This window comes from Paenibacillus sp. Y412MC10 (assembly GCF_000024685.1).
GTDB lineage: Bacteria > Bacillota > Bacilli > Paenibacillales > Paenibacillaceae > Paenibacillus_AQ > Paenibacillus_AQ lautus_A.
In genome coordinates this window covers 1,914,440-1,931,926 of sequence record NC_013406.1, presented here as the reverse complement: position 1 = coordinate 1,931,926, position 17,487 = coordinate 1,914,440, and the positions used below count along the sequence as shown (strand labels likewise).

Sequence of the window (17,487 nt, the reverse complement as noted above, 5' to 3'; positions counted from 1 at the left end):
CGGGGTGAACCTCCTTTCACGAAAGGCCCGCAGGCCTTTCATGCATGAGATGAAGTTTTATTCGCCGCTCAAACCTTTTGCCCAATCGTATGTTTTCAGATAGGGGTCCGGTTTGACGGGTTCTCCCGAGTTCCAGAGCTCCTTGAACTGTCCGTCAGCCTGCACCTCGCCGATGCGCACCGTTTTATGAATATGCTGATTGTCGCCATCGATGGTCACTTTGCCTTCGGGGGCGGCGAACTCAATGCCTTTGGCCGCTTCCTTCACCTTATCCACGTCCGTGGTTCCCGCCTTCTCTACCGCAGCCTTCCACAAATACACCGCGGTATAACCAGCCTCGATCGGGTCGGCCGTGACCCGGTCAGCGCCGTATTTCGCTTTGTATTTATCAACAAAAGCTTTGTTTTCCGGAGTATCCGTGGACTGATAGTAGTTCCAGGCTGCCAGATGGCCCTCCAGGATATCGGCTCCGATGCCGCGGATTTCCTCCTCCGCTACGCTTACGGACAGCGTGGTCATATCCTTGGAGGTAGTGCCCGCATCCTTCAGCTGCTTGAAGAAGGCCACATTACTATCGCCGTTCAGCGTGTTATAGACGATATCGGGTTTCGCCTCTTTGATCTTGGCTATAATCGTGCTGAAATCGGTGTGGCCCAGCGGCGTGTATTCCTCTCCCGCCAGCTCGCCGCCCTCGGCCGTCAGCTGGGCCTTAATGATCTTGTTGGCCGTTCTTGGGAACACATAATCGGAGCCGAGCAGAAACATTTTTTTGCCGCGGTTCTCGAGCAGCCAGGACACCGAAGGCACGATTTGCTGATTGGTTGTTGCGCCCGTATAGAAAATGTTAGGTGAGGATTCCAACCCTTCATATTGAACCGGATAAAACAAAAGACCGTGGTTTTGTTCGAAAACAGGGAGCATGGCTTTCCGGCTGGCGGAGGTCCAGCCTCCGAACACGGCGGCAACCTTATCCTGCTGCAGCAATTTGCCCGCCTTCTCCGCGAAGGTCGGCCAATCCGAGGCACCGTCCTCGATCACCGGTTCGATTTGCTTGCCGAGCACGCCGCCGGCCGCATTGATCTCTTCGATCGCAAGCATCTCGGCATCCTTAACGGATACCTCGCTGATCGCCATCGTTCCGCTGAGCGAGTGAAGAATGCCGACCTTGATCGAATCGCCTGCGGCTTCTACCGGCGGGCTCCCGTTACCCGCTCCGGCGGTTGGAGCGGTTTCCTTTTCCGTCACGCAGCCTGACATTAAAATGGCGCATAATACAAACGAGGCCCATCCTTTAACGATTACGCTTTGTTTTTTCATTGGTTCCCCACTCCCTTTTTCCGTTTCCGAACAATCCGTCTATAACCTCTCTACTCTGTTCGTTATTCCACATTATAGTTGCCTTATATTTCCTGTGTCAATAATTCTTACATAATTTTATTTCATTTTTTCATTTTTAGTAAAATCGACGTGTGAATCCCCTATTTTGTGTTATATAAAATAACATTAAGTTTGTGATTATATCATGATAGAATGAATTTTCTTTGTGATGTGTTATTTTTATTGACGTAAAATAAAAAACAGCCCTTGATTTCTCAAGAGACTGCCGTCGTTCATTATTCATCTGGTCATGTTCCTGTTCGAAATCGTAATCGGCACCCGGTCCGGATAATCCGTAATGATACCGTCCACGTTAATTTGAAGCACGTAAGGTATTTGCAGCATATCCCGAATGGTCCACACCATCGTTTTCATCCCCGATTGATGGATCTTTTGGACCAGACCCTTGGAGACGAGCCTCATCGATATACTCACGTAGTCCGCGTACGCCTTCATATTATCCAGCCGCTGCTTGGATAAGTCGCCCGCACTGGTGATAACCACGCCAAGCGGGATATCGGGCATCAGTTGGCGGAACCGAACCAGCGAGTCCGTATCGGCAGACTGAACGATAATCAGGTCCTTGTACCTTAATCCATCAGTCTGGGCGGCATATCTTCTCAAATCGCCAGCAACCTTTTGCTCAATGCCCGGGTACCGGGAGGGCGATTTCAATTCGATCAGCAATCCGATCCGTCCCCCGAAATGCTCAAGCACTTCCGCCAATGTCGGAATGACTTCTCCTTTGAACGACGAATCGTACCACGAACCCGCATCCAGCCGCCGCAGCTCCTCCAAGGTTAGGCCGCCCACTTCACCTTGCCCGTCGGTGGTTCGCTCAACCGTGGAATCATGGATCACCACGACCTCTCCATCCTTGCTCAGCTGAACATCCAGCTCCAGCATATCCGCTCCCATGTCAAACGCTTTGACAAACGAAGCCATCGTATTCTCAGGCGCATAACCCGACGCCCCCCGATGGGCGATATTGACCCAGGACTCGTCGCGTTCATCCCCGGACCTGATCCAGGCCTCTCGTTCCCTGGCATGATGAAATGGATAATGAGGCACGTCGGCTGCCGTTTGGGAACCGGTTACTGCCAGCAGAGCAGCAAAGATAACCATCATTCTTTTCATAGGGCTTCCCATCTCCTAGTCCTGCTTTGTTCGCTTTATAACTTCCTAACTAGCGTTCGTCCGCTCATCCTTTGTCATGTCTTCTCAAGCTAATTCTTCCCTTTCCTCCCCCTTTTCAGTCGGTAAAAATGGAGGAAAACGGCTTTTCAAGACTCAACAATTCGTTCATTTTGAATTTTGGCTATTGTAATATGAACGTGAATGGAGTATTTTGTACTTATATGAACATTATGAATGGATTATAAAATGACTCTTAAGGAGATGACATGCAATGGAAAGACGTTATGCCTCACATCCGAATGAAGTGAAACAATTTGACACGGAACGGCTTCGCAAGGAATTCCATATTCCCGTCCTGTTTACGCCCGACAAGCTGGAGCTGGTCCTGACGCATGAAGACCGTTTGATTATCGGGGGTGCCGCACCCGTACGGGAGCAGGTCAAGCTGGATACCGACCTTAAAGAGCTGGGCGTTTCCTCTTTCCTTGAGCGCCGTGAGCTTGGCATCATCAATATCGGCGGACACGGTACCGTCCTGGTTGACGGGACGGAGCATGAGCTGAACAACAAAGAATGCCTGTACGTTGGCATGGGGACCGAAGAGGTCATTTTCCAAAGCACCGATCCGGCCAATCCTGCCAAATTCTATTTGAATTCGGCCCCGGCCCACCAATCGTTCCCGACGGCCAAAGCCACCCTTGAAGAAGCCGATTCCAGCGCTTTGGGCGACATCAAAAATTCCAATGATCGCGTGATCTATCGCTTCATTCATCAAAAAGGCATTCAAAGTGCCCAGCTTGTCATGGGCATGACCCTGCTGAAGGAAGGGAACATGTGGAACACGATGCCTGCCCATACGCATCCAAGACGCATGGAGGCGTATCTGTATTTTGACTTGCCGGAGGATGCGGTCGCCATCCATCTGATGGGTGAACCAAGCGAAACGCGCCACATCGTCATGCGCAACGAACAGGCCGTGATTTCGCCGAGCTGGTCGATCCACAGCGGAGTGGGCACAAGCAACTATACCTTTATCTGGGGCATGGCCGGGGACAACAAACGTTATGATGATATGGACCCCGTGTCCATGAAGGATTTAAAATAGAGGGGAATATCCATTAACCCACGGAAGAGTTGAGAACCATATGAACCCGTTACGACGTTATGAAAAAATAATGGAGTACCTTCTAACCCATAAAGAAGTGACCGTCGCCGATTTGAGCCAGCAGCTTCAGGTAACCGGAAAAACCATACGCGAGGATTTGACCAAGCTCGAGGAGCAGGGTCTGATCGTCCGCGTGCACGGCGGAGCCGTGCTGGCACACAGCGACCAATTCGGCATCCTGCCCTCAAAAGAACCGCTGGCCAAGCACCCGGATGAGAAGACCGAAATCGCGCAGAAGGCACTGAAGCATATCAACACGGACGACATCATTGCCCTTGACGGCGGCAGCACCACGCTGGAGATCGCCCGCAGGCTGGAGGATATGCCGTTAACGGTCATTACGAACGATGTCTATATCATCAGCGAGCTGGCAACCAAGAATCATATCCGGCTGGTCGTTCCGGGGGGCTACCGGGTGCGGAACATGCTCGCAGGCCCGGAAGGCGTAGCGTACGTAACGCAGCTGAACATTCAAAAAGCCTTCATATCCGCCACGGGCGTCCATCTTGACCATGGGTTGTCCATCTATACCGGGGATTTGATTCCGTTCAAACGGGCCTTAATCGAAACCTCGGCGGAGGTTTATGCCGTCGTCGATCATCATAAATTCGGTCAGACGGCCTTACGGACTTTTTCATCCTTGCAGGAGATCAGCGGCATCATGACCGATGCGGGACTGTCTCCCGAGACGGTAAAGCAATACGAGGGAGCCGGCGTTACCCTACTGTAACCGCCCGCTTGAGACTCTTACCTCTATAACGAACGGCCTAGTTTCGTACTGCATCCATTTAGCGAACATATGAGAGGGGATAACGGAGCATGAACAGGTTTGATTTATCAGGCAAAACGGCGATCGTCACCGGCTCGGCCCGCGGACTGGGGCAAGGCATCGCCATAGCGCTGGCCGAGGCCGGCGCGGATATCGTTGCCGTGTCCATGAATACAAGCGCCGAAACGATTGAAGCCATCAAGGGATTCGGCAGAAAAGCCTCCGAGATTCGGGTCGATTTAAGCGACCAAAGCAAACTTCAGCAGACCTTTGATCAAGCGCTGGAGCTGACCGGGCATGTGGACATTCTGGTAAACAATGCCGGCATTATCCGCCGGACCCCGGCCAAGGATCACGGCGTGCAGGATTGGCTTGACGTGATCGACTTGAATTTGAACACCGTCTTTTTGCTGTCCCAACTGGCCGGAAGACATATGATTGAACGCGGCAGCGGCAAGATCATTAACATTTGCTCCATGCTGTCCTACCAAGGCGGAATCAATGTGCCTGGTTACACGGCGAGCAAGCATGGCGTTGCCGGCTTAACCAAGGCTTTGGCCAACGAATGGGCAGCCAGCGGCATCCAGGTGAACGGCATTGCTCCCGGTTACATCGAAACCGATAACACGGCAGCCATCCGTCAGGACGAGGATCGCCGTACATCCATTACGGACCGCATTCCGGCCGGACGCTGGGGCAAGCCCGAGGATATCGGAGGCCCTGCCGTGTTCCTCGCTTCCGCCGCTTCGGATTACATGAACGGGCATGTGTTATGCGTGGACGGCGGATGGATGGCCCGTTAACCAAGAAACGGCGTTAGCTTTAAGTCTTGCCGGAGTGAGCTCCAACCGATTCTAGCGATAAGAGGCCTTGCGCTTTCTGCTGCTGCTGCAGCCGGAGGAGGCATGGCCTCTTTTTGTTCGTTTACTCTTACGTTGAATTAGTACACTTTATTATGGCCGGGCACTGACATTTCGCGAATATACGAACCATCCTTTGGGACATGCTAACTTTACGAAATGGGCCTCGAAGGACCGTGAATAAAGAAAGGATGGTTTTTGGAGTCATGCGCGGAACAAAATCGATACGTTATGTCAGTCTTGCCTGCTTGCTTTCTCTCTTCGGTTCCATTGTGCTTAGCGGCTGTACGGTGAACAGCAACGACCGGGTCCCGTCCCCGAACATGGGCGTTAATCCATACCGGGTGAACACCGGCTTCCTGCTTCGGAATGCCGTGGAACGCGGAACCCTGCGAATCGCCACGGAACGGGATTATCCCCCTTTCAGTTACCATGGTACAGGCGGAATACTTACGGGATTCGATGTGGAAATCGCTGAAGAGGTTGCCCGTCATATGGAGCTAAAGGCCGAATTCGTTGAGACCGGGTGGGAGAATCTGCTGCCTGGGCTGACGGAAGGCAAATACGACGCCGTCTTCAACCAGATCGAAGACCGGCCGGACCGGCGGGCGCTCTATGATTTTTCCGTCGCTTACTTATCCTCTACCCCCGTCCTCCTGGTTCATTCCTCGGGCAAAGCTCAGATCCGTACCTTTTCGGATATCAAGGGCAAGCGCGTCGGCCTGAACCCAACCGGAATCTATAAGGATATGGCCAAGCGGTACGGAGCGGAAGTTGTCCCGATTAAATATATATCCGACGCCGCTAACAAGCTCGCAAATGGAGACCTGGATGCCGTCATTTCGGACCAGCTATCCGTCACCAACCTAAAGCAGCAATTCCCGGATATACCGGTCGCTGCCGCCGAATCCGCCGATCAAGTATCCGAGATTTCCGCAGCCTTCGTCAAAGGGAATCCGGATCTCGTGGCGGCCGTGGATAATGCCCTGGCTACCATGCAGCAGGACGGAACGTATTTGACCATATGGAACAAATACTTCGGGGACGCTCCGATCAGTTACAAAGGCATTCATGACCGCAAGGTTAAATAAAGCCATTCCTGCCTTGCGCCAAAAAAAGGCGCTTGCTCTGCTGGATACCAGCAAAGCAAGCGCCTTTTTATCATGCTTATTATGATTCTTCGGTTGTGGCCTCTTCCGCATTCGCTTCCTCAGCGTCCGCTTCACTCTCGGTCTCCGCCGCCTCCACCGCGCGAGGCACGATGACCGTGGCGAGAATTTCCTCTTCCGAAGCGTGTAATGTGATACCCTCCGGCACCTTAAGATCAGCTACCGTGAGCTTGTCCCCAATCTCCAGCGCGGATACATCCGCTTCCAGGGTAGTAGGCAGATCGCCCGGCAAACCCTCCACTTCGATTTCGGTGACCTGGGTTTGCAGGATGCCCCCGGACTTCGTTCCGGCAGCAGTGCCCTGATAATCCACCGGGATGCTGACACGAACCGGCTTGTTCATGGAGATGCGCAGGAAGTCCACATGGGATACGTTGCCGCGTCTCTTCTGAATATCCTTAATCAACACCGGCACTTTGCCAGAGCCCGGAATATCTAGCTGAAACACCTCGGAACGCCCGGTGTGGAACAGCTTCGCCGTATCCTTGAAATCAACAGCTACGGGGATGCTTTCCTCGCCCGCACCGTATACAACACCGGGAAGTCCGCCGCTTTCGCGAAGCTCTCGGCGAGAAGCCCGGGTAAATTCATCACGCACATTGGCTTTCAGTTGAACTGTGTTTCCTTTTGACATGAGTGACATCCTCCTTTATCGAAAACAAAGTCTATCTCATTATTACCCTATTTACCTGCTAACTAATCATGGAATTTCGATGTTTTAAATGACAATGCAGCGGGTAATAAAGAGTACCCCTTTTGAAAATATGTAAATAGGAGCCCTTTCCACCATGGAAAGGGCTCCTTGTTGTTTCATCCTATTCTAACTGGCGATATCCCGCTGCTCTTTAGTGTCGCTGTCTTCGTTTTGGCCGCTTCGCAGCGTTATCCGAACCTCTGCTTCATCCGTCGGAATATCGATAAACCAATCGTTCTCGCCTTCCCGGTCCTCCCATTCATTCAGCCTGACGATACAGCCGATCCGATCGGTTCCGGAAGCCGCGTAGAAGACCGCCCGTGCCCTGCCGCTGTCCGTGCGGGAGAATGGAATGCTGCCATCCTGCACGCCCGTTCCCCATACCCATACGTTCCATCCCTCGTATGCTTGGTCGCGTCTCTCATATTCGATCTCAACGGCCGTCAGCCCCTGTTTCATATGGGCCAGATCCTCATATAACACCATCAGCGACAGACCTGGAATGACTGCCTTCCCTTGATCCAGCGTCTGGATCGTATCCGTCCCCGCCTGACGATCATTCACCACGATGTTCCAGCGGTAAGGGGTAGGCGGCAGATCCACCGGCATTTCATGTTCATTGCCGTTAACGATGACGACGATTTGGCCCCAGCTGCCTTGTTCGGCTGGCTTCGTAAGGCGGTAAGCAATGATCCGATCGCTGCTTCGCAGCACTTCCATATGGCCTTCGATCTCTTCTCTTGATGCCATCCGGAACGCCGGATGGGCTTTTCGCAGGGCGATAAGACCTCTGTAATAATCAAACACCGGTTTGAAGCGTCGCTTATTGGACCAGCGAATGGCATTGATGGCGTCCCCGCTGCGGTAGCTGTTATGATCGCCGTATTTCGTGCGTAGCAGCTCATCGCCCGCATGCAGCAGCGGAATCCCCTGGGAGAGCAGCACGATGCCGTTAGCCAGCAAGCTCCGGCGCACGGCCGCAGCCGACATCACATCTTCATCGGGTATGCCGGCATAGGGTGTGGACGCAGCGGTTGCCTGCCATACATCTCCTTCGTTAACCAACTTCCCATCCGTCAAACGGAGAAGCCCTGCCTGCTCTTCCATGCCTTGTGCCACTAAAATTTTGTCCCACAGATTCAAATTGTCGTGCACGGTGACATAATTCACCGTTTCCTCCGGGTGGAGCGCAAAATTATGGATCGAGCCCATCATTCCTTCAACGACGGCCCCTTCGTACCATGGCTCGCCCGTAGCAAACCCTCGGCCGCGCCCGTCATTGTCCCCCTTAATGGCATGCCGGAAATGATCATTAAATACGGCGAAGCCTTGGCCCTTCTGGCTTCCCTTGACGGTTTGTTCCGTTAACGGGCTCATTCCTCCCGTCCATGGCTCACCATAGAACAAGAGAGAACGGTCGACCTCTCGGCGCAGCTCGCTTACGATCTCTTTCATCGTCGTTGTATCGATCAGTGCCATCAGATCGAACCGAAATCCGTCGATATGATATTCCTCGGCCCAGTATTTTAACGAATCCTTGATGTATTTGCGCACCATCGGCTTCTCCGTGGCCAGCTCATTCCCTACGCCCGAACCGTTCGATAGATTCCCGTATCCGTCCTTGCGATAGAAGTACCCCGGCGCCAATCGTTCGAACGGGCCGTCGTCCACCGTATACGTATGGTTATAAACCACATCCATGACGACGCGGATTCCCCTTGCATGGAGGGCCAAAACCATCTCCTTCAGCTCCCGGATGCGCACGATCGGATCCATGGGATCTGTTGCATACGAACCTTCAGGCACATTGTAATTCTGCGGATCGTAGCCCCAATTATACTCGCGGCTTAAGCGCCCGCTTGCATATCCGTCCAGCTCATTGACCGTCCGGAAATCAAATACCGGCAGCAGATGCACATGGGTCACACCCAATTCTTCAAGATGATCCAGACCAAGGGCGTTTCCTTCGGAGTCTCGCAGACCGCCCTCCGTAAATGCCTTGTATTTTCCTCTATATTTCATTCCCGAATCCGTGTGGATCGAGAAATCGCGTACATGCAGCTCATAGAGCACCGAATCCGTAGGCTTTAGCAGGTTCGGTCTAACATCCTGCTCCCACCCCGGCGGATTGCTCTTCGCCAGGTCGACCACCGCGCCGCGGCAGCCATTCGCGGACACAGCGGTTGCATAAGGGTCAACGGCATAACAGACGCCCCCCTCTGCAGACTCGATTCGGTACATATAATAAGTTCCATGGAGATCACGGTTTACCTGAGCCGACCATACGCCGTCCTCATTCCGGACCATCGCATACAGCGTACCGCCCTCGTGATCCGTCACAAGACCCTGCTCGTTATACTCTCCCGGACCCTCATATAAAGCCAGCTTTACATTTACCGCATCCGGAGCCCATACCTGAAAGGCCGTTCCCTCTCTTCGGTAGGTCGCTCCCAGCTTAACGCTTGTGCAGCTCTTGATCATGTCCATACTCATCGTCACCGTCACTTATAGTAGATTTACTTCCTAGTATGGGCGCCTGAATCATAAGACAGACCTCTAGCACATGAATTTAGAACGCTTTCATATATCATGGTATGCCAAAAGCCCTGAATTGGTTTGGGTTCCAAGCCAATTCACTATATATTTAGGCTATTATACTAGCAAATATGCCCGGTGTCTTTCTTTTGACAAAAAAACATCTGTCCGCTATGGACAGATGTTGTCAATGTGATGCTATCGTGGAAAAAGATTGGTAGAGTCCCCAGAAACAAACGTAATACGACTGCAGGGATCGATCAAGTTGTACGTTGTCTTCCTTCTTACTCGGCTGCAACCTCAATGGATTCCACCAGAGCCACTACTTCCTCTGCGGTACCCATTTCAAGCGCTTTGGCTGCAAGTGCCTGCATATCGCTGCGGGACAGCTTCCCGATCTGGCTGCGAGCCGGCAGAATGGAGGTGGCGCTCATGCTGAACTCATCCAGCCCCAGACCGAGCAGAATCGGAATAGCAGTCGCGTCGCCGGCCATTTCGCCGCACATGCCTACCCAGCGGCCTTCGCGATGGGCGGCATCGATGACCATTTTAACCAGTCGCAGAATCGCCGGATTGTATGGCTGGTACAGATACGCCACCCGTTCATTCATGCGGTCGGCGGCCATCGTGTATTGAATCAGGTCATTGGTTCCGATGCTGAAGAAATCCACCTCTTTGGCAAATTGATCGGCAAGCACGGCGGTAGATGGAATCTCCACCATGATGCCCAGCTGGATTTCTTCGGAAACCGAAATGCCTTCGCTTATAAGCTTAGCCTTTTCTTCCTCCAGAAGCGCTTTGGCTTCGCGGAACTCGCCCAGTGTCGCTATCATGGGAAACATGATACGCAGGTTGCCGTGGACGCTTGCACGCAGCAGCGCCCGAAGCTGTGTTCTGAAAATATCCTGGCGGTCCAGGCACAACCTGACGGCACGGAATCCGAGGAACGGATTCATTTCCTTGGGAAGATCCAGATACGGCAGCTCCTTATCCCCGCCGATATCAAGCGTGCGAACAACAACCGGCTTGCCTTCCATTTTCTCCAGAACCGATTTGTAAGCAACATACTGGATCTCTTCGGAAGGAAGTTTGTCTCTCCCCATGTACAGGAATTCCGTACGGTACAATCCTACGGCTTCTCCGCCGTTCTCCAGCACGCCGGCCACATCATTCGGCGTCCCGATGTTGGCAGCCAGCTCCACATGGATTCCGTCCTTGGAAACCGTCGGTTCGGAGCGCAGCTTCTTCCACTCCTCCACCTGCTTGGCATAGGCGTCTTGCTTCGCACGGTATTGTTCTACGATGGCTTCCGTAGGATTAACGATGACATCCCCTTCCAATCCGTCAACGATGATCATATCCCCGTTTTTGACCGCAGAGAGCACGTTCTTCGTCCCGACGACAGCCGGAATTTCAAGTGAACGGGCCATGATGGCGGAGTGCGAGGTACGTCCGCCGATATTCGTCGTGAAGCCCTTAACGTAGTTCCGGTTCAACTGCGCCGTATCCGACGGAGTCAAATCCTCTGCAACCACGATCACTTCTTCGCTGATCTCCGAAGGGCTGACATAATTCAAGCCGAGCAGATGCTTCAGGATGCGTTTGGTGACGTCGCGCATATCCGCTGCTCGCTCCTGCAAGTAGGCGCTCTTCATGTTCTCGAACATTTGAATGAACTGGGTTGCCGTTTCGTTCAGCGCATATTCCGCGTTAACCGATTCGGAAGCGATTTTCGCCTTGACCGGTTCAATCAATTCGGGATCATTCAGGATGAGAAGGTGAGATTCGAAAATCTCAGCCTTCTTCTCCCCGAGTTCCTGAAGCGTGCGGGCTTTGATCGCTTCCAGCTCAGCCTGGGACTGGGCCAGCGCCGCATCCAGCTTCGCGAGCTCCGCATCCGTGTCCGTCACTTGCTTCTCCGTGACGGAATAATCGGGATGCTCCAGCGTAAAAGCACGTGCTATCGCAATACCTGCGGAAGCCGCGATACCTTTCAAATTATTCATGAAGCTCGCCTAGCCCTTCGTTCACCATCACTTCTTGCAATGCTGTCAGCGCCTCGCTTTCATTGCCGCCTTCCGTGATCAGTGTCAATGTGTCGCCTTGCTCCAATCCGAGGGACAGAACGCCGAGAATCGACTTCAGCGTTACTTTTTTGCCGTTAGCTTCGGCAAAAGAGTTGGTATCCTGGAATTTGTTAGCCGTATTCACCAATGCGGTTGCCGGGCGTGCGTGAATTCCATCTTCGTCAATAATTCTGAATGTTTGTTGCATGTTCATCATCCTACTTTCGTATATTTTAATTTTTAGAATCCTGGAAACCATCGCGAGGTTAAGGTTTCAATAGGGTAATGATCCCTTCCTCGCCGCTTTTTACTTCACCGGTCTTGTTCAGCTTCACGGAAGCTCCCTCCGGCAGATTCGAGAAGATAATAGGAGAAATGATCGATTTGGCATTCTCCTTCACATAATCCAGATCCACTTGCATGATCGGTTGACCGGTGGAGACCAGGTCCCCCTCTTGTACAAGGACTTCAAATCCTTGCCCTTTCAGCTTAACGGTATTGACGCCGATATGGACAAGCACTTCCTTGCCGCCATCCGACATAATGCCGACGGCATGCTTGCTGGGGAACACATTGAACACGGTGCCGTTAACGGGAGACACAATCGTTCCGTTATGAGGCACGATCGCAAATCCGTCCCCTGTCATCCGTTCGGCAAACACGGGGTCAGGCACATGGGAAATATCCATAAGCTCTCCATCGGCCGGGGATACGATTTCCTCCTTAACGAGCGTTTCCCCGTCCTGTCCGGCCTGCTGTTCCTCTTGAGCCGTCGGCATCGTCTCCAAAGCCGCTGCTTGAGGTGCAGTGGTCGGCGTGATTCCCGACATGATGTCTTGAATCTGCGATTTGATCGTATCGGAACGGGTTCCGAATATCGCCTGGATATTATTCCCCACCTCCAGCACGCCTGACGCACCCAGCTGCTTCAGCCTTGCCTTATCGACATGGCCCTTGTCTTTTACCTCTACGCGAAGACGAGTGATGCATGCATCCAGATGCGCGATGTTAGGCTGGCCGCCCAGTGCAGTCAGGATATTAGACGGCAGATCATTTTTACTGCCGCCGCCCGCTGCCCCGGTGTCTGATTCCGGCTCGGTCGTCGAAGCTTCCTCGCGCCCCGGCGTCCTCAGATTGAATTTCCGAATGACAAACCGGAAGCCGAAGTAATAGATTACAGCCATAATAGCACCCACGATGAGAACATTCCACCATGGCGTCCGGTTCGGAATGACACCGAAGATCATGTAGTCGATCAGGCCGCCGGAGAAGGTCATGCCGATTTTGGTGCCCAAAATATGCATGGTCATGAAGGACAGGCCGGCAAACAGCGCATGCACGGCGAACAGGATCGGTGCTACGAACAGGAACGAGAACTCAAGCGGTTCCGTGATCCCGGTCAAGAAGGAAGTCAGCGCCGCAGACCCCATGATGCCGGCCACGAACTTTTTGTTCTCCGGTCTTGCCTCATGATAGATGGCAAGCGCTGCCGCAGGAAGACCGAACATCATGAATGGATACTTACCCGTCATGAAGGTGCCTGCCGTAAACTCGACGCCGTCCCGAAGCTGGGCCATGAATATGTTCTGGTCCCCTCGAACCAATTGTCCTGCCTGGTTCAGATATTCCCCGAATTCAAACCAGAACGGGGAATAGAAAATGTGGTGCAGGCCGAACGGAATCAATCCGCGTTCCACGACGCCGAACACAAAAGCGGACAGCGTCAGGTTTTGTTCCAGCATGAAATGCGACGCCGTGTTAAGCGCCGACTGGATCGGCGGCCATATAAACACCATCAACAGACCAAGCAAAACGGACGTTGCGGCCGTCATAATCGGAACAAAACGTTTTCCTGCAAAAAAGCCCAGATAGGACGGAAGCTCGATTTTGAAAAACCGTCGGTACATGCTGGCTGCCAATATACCGACGATAATTCCGCCGAATACCCCGGTAGCCAACGTCGGAATGCCAAGCACGCTGGCATATTCGTAATTCGTGCCGACCATGGCTGGCGTCACGCCGATCACGCTGCCCATGGTGACGTTCATGACAAGGTAACCGATGATCGCGGCCAGTCCCGCAACGCCCTCACCTCCGGCCAAACCGACCGCAACCCCCACTGCAAACAGCAAGGATAGGTTCGTGAATACGATTTGTCCCGCATTCATCATGACCGTGGCAGCCGCTTGAACCCAGGCCGCATCCAGCCAAGGTGCATATTGCAGGAAATCGGGGTTGACCAGCATATTTCCAAGACCGAGCAATAGTCCGGCCGCCGGCAATATGGCCACTGGCAGCATCAGAGCTTTACCGACCCTTTGCAGTACGCCAAAAAGCCGCTTAAACATGAAAATTCTCACCCTCTGTCTCTAGTTGTTATCACAAGCTGTAGGTAGCATCATCATAAAACCATCAAATCAAAAAAGGCATGAGCAACCACAGGTAAATGGATGGCTAATCTCATGGATTAGATTACCCAAAAATGGGTAATAACAACCAAATTCCTGCAATACTCATGCCTGATCGAATCAGTTACACGTTGGATTTGAAGTTTTATGGTTCATAACTGTTCGTATTGTAACACCGTTCATTTATCGTTGCAACCACATGGTAATGGACTTAATAAAATCTTCACATTTGCTCGCCCTGCTCTTTACGCTGGACCAACCGTTCCAAATGAATGGTCAAATAACCGGCCTCAGCGGGATAGACGGGTTTCTTCAGCCGCTGCTCCATCATCTTGGTCAACTTCCATGCCAAGGAATAGGTCTCGGGATATTCACGCTTCAGAAGGCCGTCAAGCGAACTCGTCTCGTTCACCGCTTCTCCCCGCCGTATCCGCTCCAAGGCAAACCGGAGGTGCGTCAGCAATCGGGAATAATCCAGCGTATCCCTCGGGATGGCGTACTCCAGCTGCTGCTCGACGGTATAAACCAGGTCCGCGATCAGTTCCGAGTGCTTGCGGACCTCGGAGATATGCTGGTTCGTAAGGGCACCGTGAAAATGCAGGGCAATGAATCCGATTTCTTCTTGGCCCAAGTCAACCCCGAGCTTCTCCCGAATGGTACGGACGGCATATTCGGCCATCTCGTACTCTTCAGGGTACATCTCTTTGGTTTCGTATAAAAAAGGATTGTGGATATAGAGACCTTGGGCATGGCGTTTAATGGCAAATGCGATATGGTCCGTCAAGGCAATATGGATATGCTCATTCAGAGGAGCGTCGCTGGACTTGGCGGCATTCATAATAATATCATTCATCGCCTCAATCAGCTTCTCATCGATGTGAGGCACCAGCTGCTTATACTGCTCCTGCTCCTCCGGTTTGGTCAAAATGAACATCTTCTCGGCAGCGGCGGCAGGGATACGGTCTTTATTCTTCCGGTTAAAGCCAATGCCCTTGCCGATAACAACAACCTCGCCATGTTGAGGATGCTTCGCTATGATTACATTATTGTTCAACACTTTAGCCACTTGTAAGCTGCTCACGTTCGCACCTCTTTTTGATTCATACGCGTATACTCGGATATCTTATCAGAAATATAAGAGCGCGGCAAAATCATTTGTGGTTGCCAAAGTCTTCAAGGTGCCGTTCCGCTGCCTGCCACCATGTATTCCGGCCCTGCCTAGGGCTTGATCTACTCTTCCTTAGCGGCACTTGTCTCTACAGGGACTGGTACAAGTTCCTGCTCGATTGACACCGGCTTTTGAGCCGTGGCGGATTTCTTCGTTGTTAATCCCTTAATGAGATCCTCCACGTCAATCCCGGACACACTCTTCAGCATCTCAGGCGCCGTGGACATCAGCTCGGTCACATAATTGCTCACGCGAGCCGCTCCTTCGCCCTTGCCCGTATCGACAACCGTCAGCTTGTCGATGGACGAGATCGGCTGAGCAATCTTGCCGGCAAGCTCAGGCAGCATTTTCACGATGATATCGAGCACAGCAGCCTCGCCGAACTTCTGGAACGCTTCGGCCAGCTTCTCTTTGGCATCGGCTTCGGCAATACCGCGCAGGCGGATGACTTCGGCTTCGGCCGTACCTTTCGCGCGCTCGGCATCCGCAACCGCCATACCATCTAGGCGCTTCTGCTCGGCAGACGCTTTGGCCTGCGTTTCGATGGAGTATTGCACAGCATCCGCTTCGCGCATCTTCCGGGCTTTATCCGCTTCGGCGGCCTGCTCAACCGCATAGCGATCCGCTTCGGCTTTTTTCTTCACGTCCGCGTCATACTGCTTCTCGCGAACCATGATTTCTTTCTCCTGCAGGTCGATTTCGCGTTCCTTACGAACGAGCTCAACCTTCATCTGCTCCTCAACCACCGTTTGTCTGGCTCGGGCTTCCTGAATATGATAAGCTTGGTCCGCTTCGGCCTTCGCCGTATCCTGCTCCTTCTTAAAGGACGCGACCTTCAGCTCCCGTTCCTTCTCGGCTTCCGCGATATTGGTATCGCGTACGACCTCGGCCTTCTGTCCTTCTTCTTCGGCGCGCGCCTTCTGAATCCGCGCATCCCGCATCGCTTCGGCTTCGGCAATCTCCGCATCCCGCTTGACCGTAGCGATCCGCGGTTTACCAAGCGCTTCCAGATATCCGTGCTTATCGCGAACGTCCTTAATGGTAAAGGAGACGATCTGCAGACCCATCTTCTTCAGGTCTCTTGCTGCAACCCCCTGAACTTCCTGCGCGAACTTGTCGCGGTTACGATATACTTCCTCTACGGTCATGGAACCGAGAATGGCACGAAGATGGCCTTCCAGCACCTCCTGGGCTTCACCCTTCAGTGCTTCAATGGGCTTGCCCATGAATTGCTCGGCTGCGGTCGCCACATCTTCGATCGAGCTTCCCACTTTAATGATGGCCACCCCGTCCGCCATAACCGGCACGCCTTGCTCCGTGTACACTTCCGGCGTCATGACATCCAGTTTATGAGATAAGAGCGATACGAATTCGGAGCGCTGAAACACGGGGAGTATAAAAGCGCCGCCGCCGCGAACGATTTTGATTTTGCGGCCGGATTCGTCCTCCGACAAATTTTTGCTTCCCAAAAAAGAACCGGTGACAATCATCGCTTCATCCGGGCTTACCGTTTTGTAGCGGGCCCAGAACGCAAGTCCTAACACGACAATGACGCCTACAACAATCGACGGAATTACTAAGTACTCTGGCATTGAATCAATCCTCTCCTTTTCGTTCTTCCAGTTCGGACACCCTCAGGACGCCATCAACAATGTCGACAACCACCACGCGGACACCTGCCGGAAGCGTTTGGCGATCAAAGCTTGAGGCAATGTGCATCGTGTTGCCTGCGCCGACCTTGACCATCACTTCCCCGAATCCTTCTGCAGGAAGCGGCACCGTGACTACGCCGATCCTGCCCGCAAGCTCCTTGATGGAAAAGCCCGTCGAGTTCTCGCTGTTCTCCATCGGTTTCACGTACCCGAAGTAGACGAGAATCGAAATGACGATGGCCGCCAAGACAGATAGCGTTACATGGGCACCTGCCGCCAATTCCGTGTATTTCGTCAGCATGATTCCGGTTCCGCCGAATACGGTGATTCCCCCAGCGATCACAACCGGATTGAAAAAATCCACTGACAAAAAGTCCAACAATCCGTCAAGCGCCGAGCTAAGTATGTCGCCTAGCACCACGGTTACGATGGCGAAGATCACGCCTCCGATCAGACAGCCCCAATATAACGCTTCCATGTTGATTGC

At 52.8% G+C, this 17,487-nt stretch carries 14 protein-coding genes; 4 read left to right on the top strand and 10 right to left on the bottom strand.

The features are described from left to right. Positions 1-57: 57 nt before the first annotated feature. Both urtA and GYMC10_RS08195 read right to left on the bottom strand, forming a co-directional pair. Positions 58-1,317, bottom strand: a complete 1,260-nt coding sequence (urtA, locus tag GYMC10_RS08200) for an urea ABC transporter substrate-binding protein (protein ID WP_015734090.1) — start codon at positions 1,315-1,317, stop codon at positions 58-60. 300 nt (positions 1,318-1,617) lie between these two features. Continuing rightward, positions 1,618-2,514, bottom strand: a complete 897-nt coding sequence (locus GYMC10_RS08195; protein WP_041621948.1) for a glycerophosphodiester phosphodiesterase — start codon at positions 2,512-2,514, stop codon at positions 1,618-1,620. A 271-nt stretch (positions 2,515-2,785) separates the two neighbouring features. Between GYMC10_RS08195 and kduI the strand changes: the two genes are divergently transcribed. The 4 genes from kduI to GYMC10_RS08175 all read left to right on the top strand — a co-directional run bounded on the left by kduI (position 2,786) and on the right by GYMC10_RS08175 (position 6,399). Then, positions 2,786-3,619: a 5-dehydro-4-deoxy-D-glucuronate isomerase gene (kduI, locus tag GYMC10_RS08190; protein ID WP_009591835.1), complete on the top strand. Its 834-nt coding sequence runs from the start codon at positions 2,786-2,788 to the stop codon at positions 3,617-3,619. Positions 3,620-3,659: 40 nt separating this feature from the next. After that, entirely contained in the window at positions 3,660-4,409 is a 750-nt protein-coding gene (locus tag GYMC10_RS08185) for a DeoR/GlpR family DNA-binding transcription regulator (RefSeq protein WP_015734088.1), read from the top strand. 89 nt (positions 4,410-4,498) lie between these two features. After that, positions 4,499-5,251 (top strand): 2-dehydro-3-deoxy-D-gluconate 5-dehydrogenase KduD, encoded by a 753-nt coding sequence (gene kduD / locus GYMC10_RS08180; RefSeq protein WP_009591832.1) that lies wholly within the window; start codon positions 4,499-4,501, stop codon positions 5,249-5,251. A gap of 263 nt (positions 5,252-5,514) precedes the next feature. Further along, the gene (locus GYMC10_RS08175; protein ID WP_015734087.1) at positions 5,515-6,399 is read left to right on the top strand and encodes a transporter substrate-binding domain-containing protein; all 885 of its coding nucleotides are present in this window, start codon (positions 5,515-5,517) and stop codon (positions 6,397-6,399) included. A gap of 79 nt (positions 6,400-6,478) precedes the next feature. Here GYMC10_RS08175 and GYMC10_RS08170 read toward each other — a convergent pair whose 3' ends face one another. The 8 genes from GYMC10_RS08170 to GYMC10_RS08135 all read right to left on the bottom strand — a co-directional run bounded on the left by GYMC10_RS08170 (position 6,479) and on the right by GYMC10_RS08135 (position 17,478). After that, complete coding sequence (locus GYMC10_RS08170) at positions 6,479-7,111, bottom strand: 50S ribosomal protein L25 (protein ID WP_015734086.1); 633 nt, start codon at positions 7,109-7,111, stop codon at positions 6,479-6,481. A 186-nt stretch (positions 7,112-7,297) separates the two neighbouring features. Then, complete coding sequence (gene pulA / locus GYMC10_RS08165; RefSeq protein WP_041621947.1) at positions 7,298-9,658, bottom strand: type I pullulanase; 2,361 nt, start codon at positions 9,656-9,658, stop codon at positions 7,298-7,300. Positions 9,659-9,990: 332 nt separating this feature from the next. After that, positions 9,991-11,712, bottom strand: a complete 1,722-nt coding sequence (ptsP, locus tag GYMC10_RS08160; protein WP_015734084.1) for a phosphoenolpyruvate--protein phosphotransferase — start codon at positions 11,710-11,712, stop codon at positions 9,991-9,993. Continuing rightward, positions 11,705-11,980, bottom strand: a complete 276-nt coding sequence (locus GYMC10_RS08155; protein WP_009591829.1) for an HPr family phosphocarrier protein — start codon at positions 11,978-11,980, stop codon at positions 11,705-11,707. Before GYMC10_RS08155 ends, ptsP begins: the two co-directional genes overlap by 8 nt. 58 nt (positions 11,981-12,038) lie before the next feature. Further along, on the bottom strand, positions 12,039-14,120 hold the full coding sequence (gene ptsG / locus GYMC10_RS08150; protein ID WP_015734083.1) for a glucose-specific PTS transporter subunit IIBC: 2,082 nt from the start codon (positions 14,118-14,120) through the stop codon (positions 12,039-12,041). A gap of 283 nt (positions 14,121-14,403) precedes the next feature. After that, positions 14,404-15,261 (bottom strand): glucose PTS transporter transcription antiterminator GlcT, encoded by an 858-nt coding sequence (gene glcT, locus GYMC10_RS08145; protein WP_015734082.1) that lies wholly within the window; start codon positions 15,259-15,261, stop codon positions 14,404-14,406. A gap of 149 nt (positions 15,262-15,410) precedes the next feature. Further along, the gene (locus GYMC10_RS08140; protein ID WP_009591831.1) at positions 15,411-16,940 is read right to left on the bottom strand and encodes a flotillin family protein; all 1,530 of its coding nucleotides are present in this window, start codon (positions 16,938-16,940) and stop codon (positions 15,411-15,413) included. Between the two features lie 4 nt (positions 16,941-16,944). Next, positions 16,945-17,478, bottom strand: a complete 534-nt coding sequence (locus GYMC10_RS08135; RefSeq protein WP_015734081.1) for a hypothetical protein — start codon at positions 17,476-17,478, stop codon at positions 16,945-16,947. Positions 17,479-17,487: the final 9 nt, after the last annotated feature.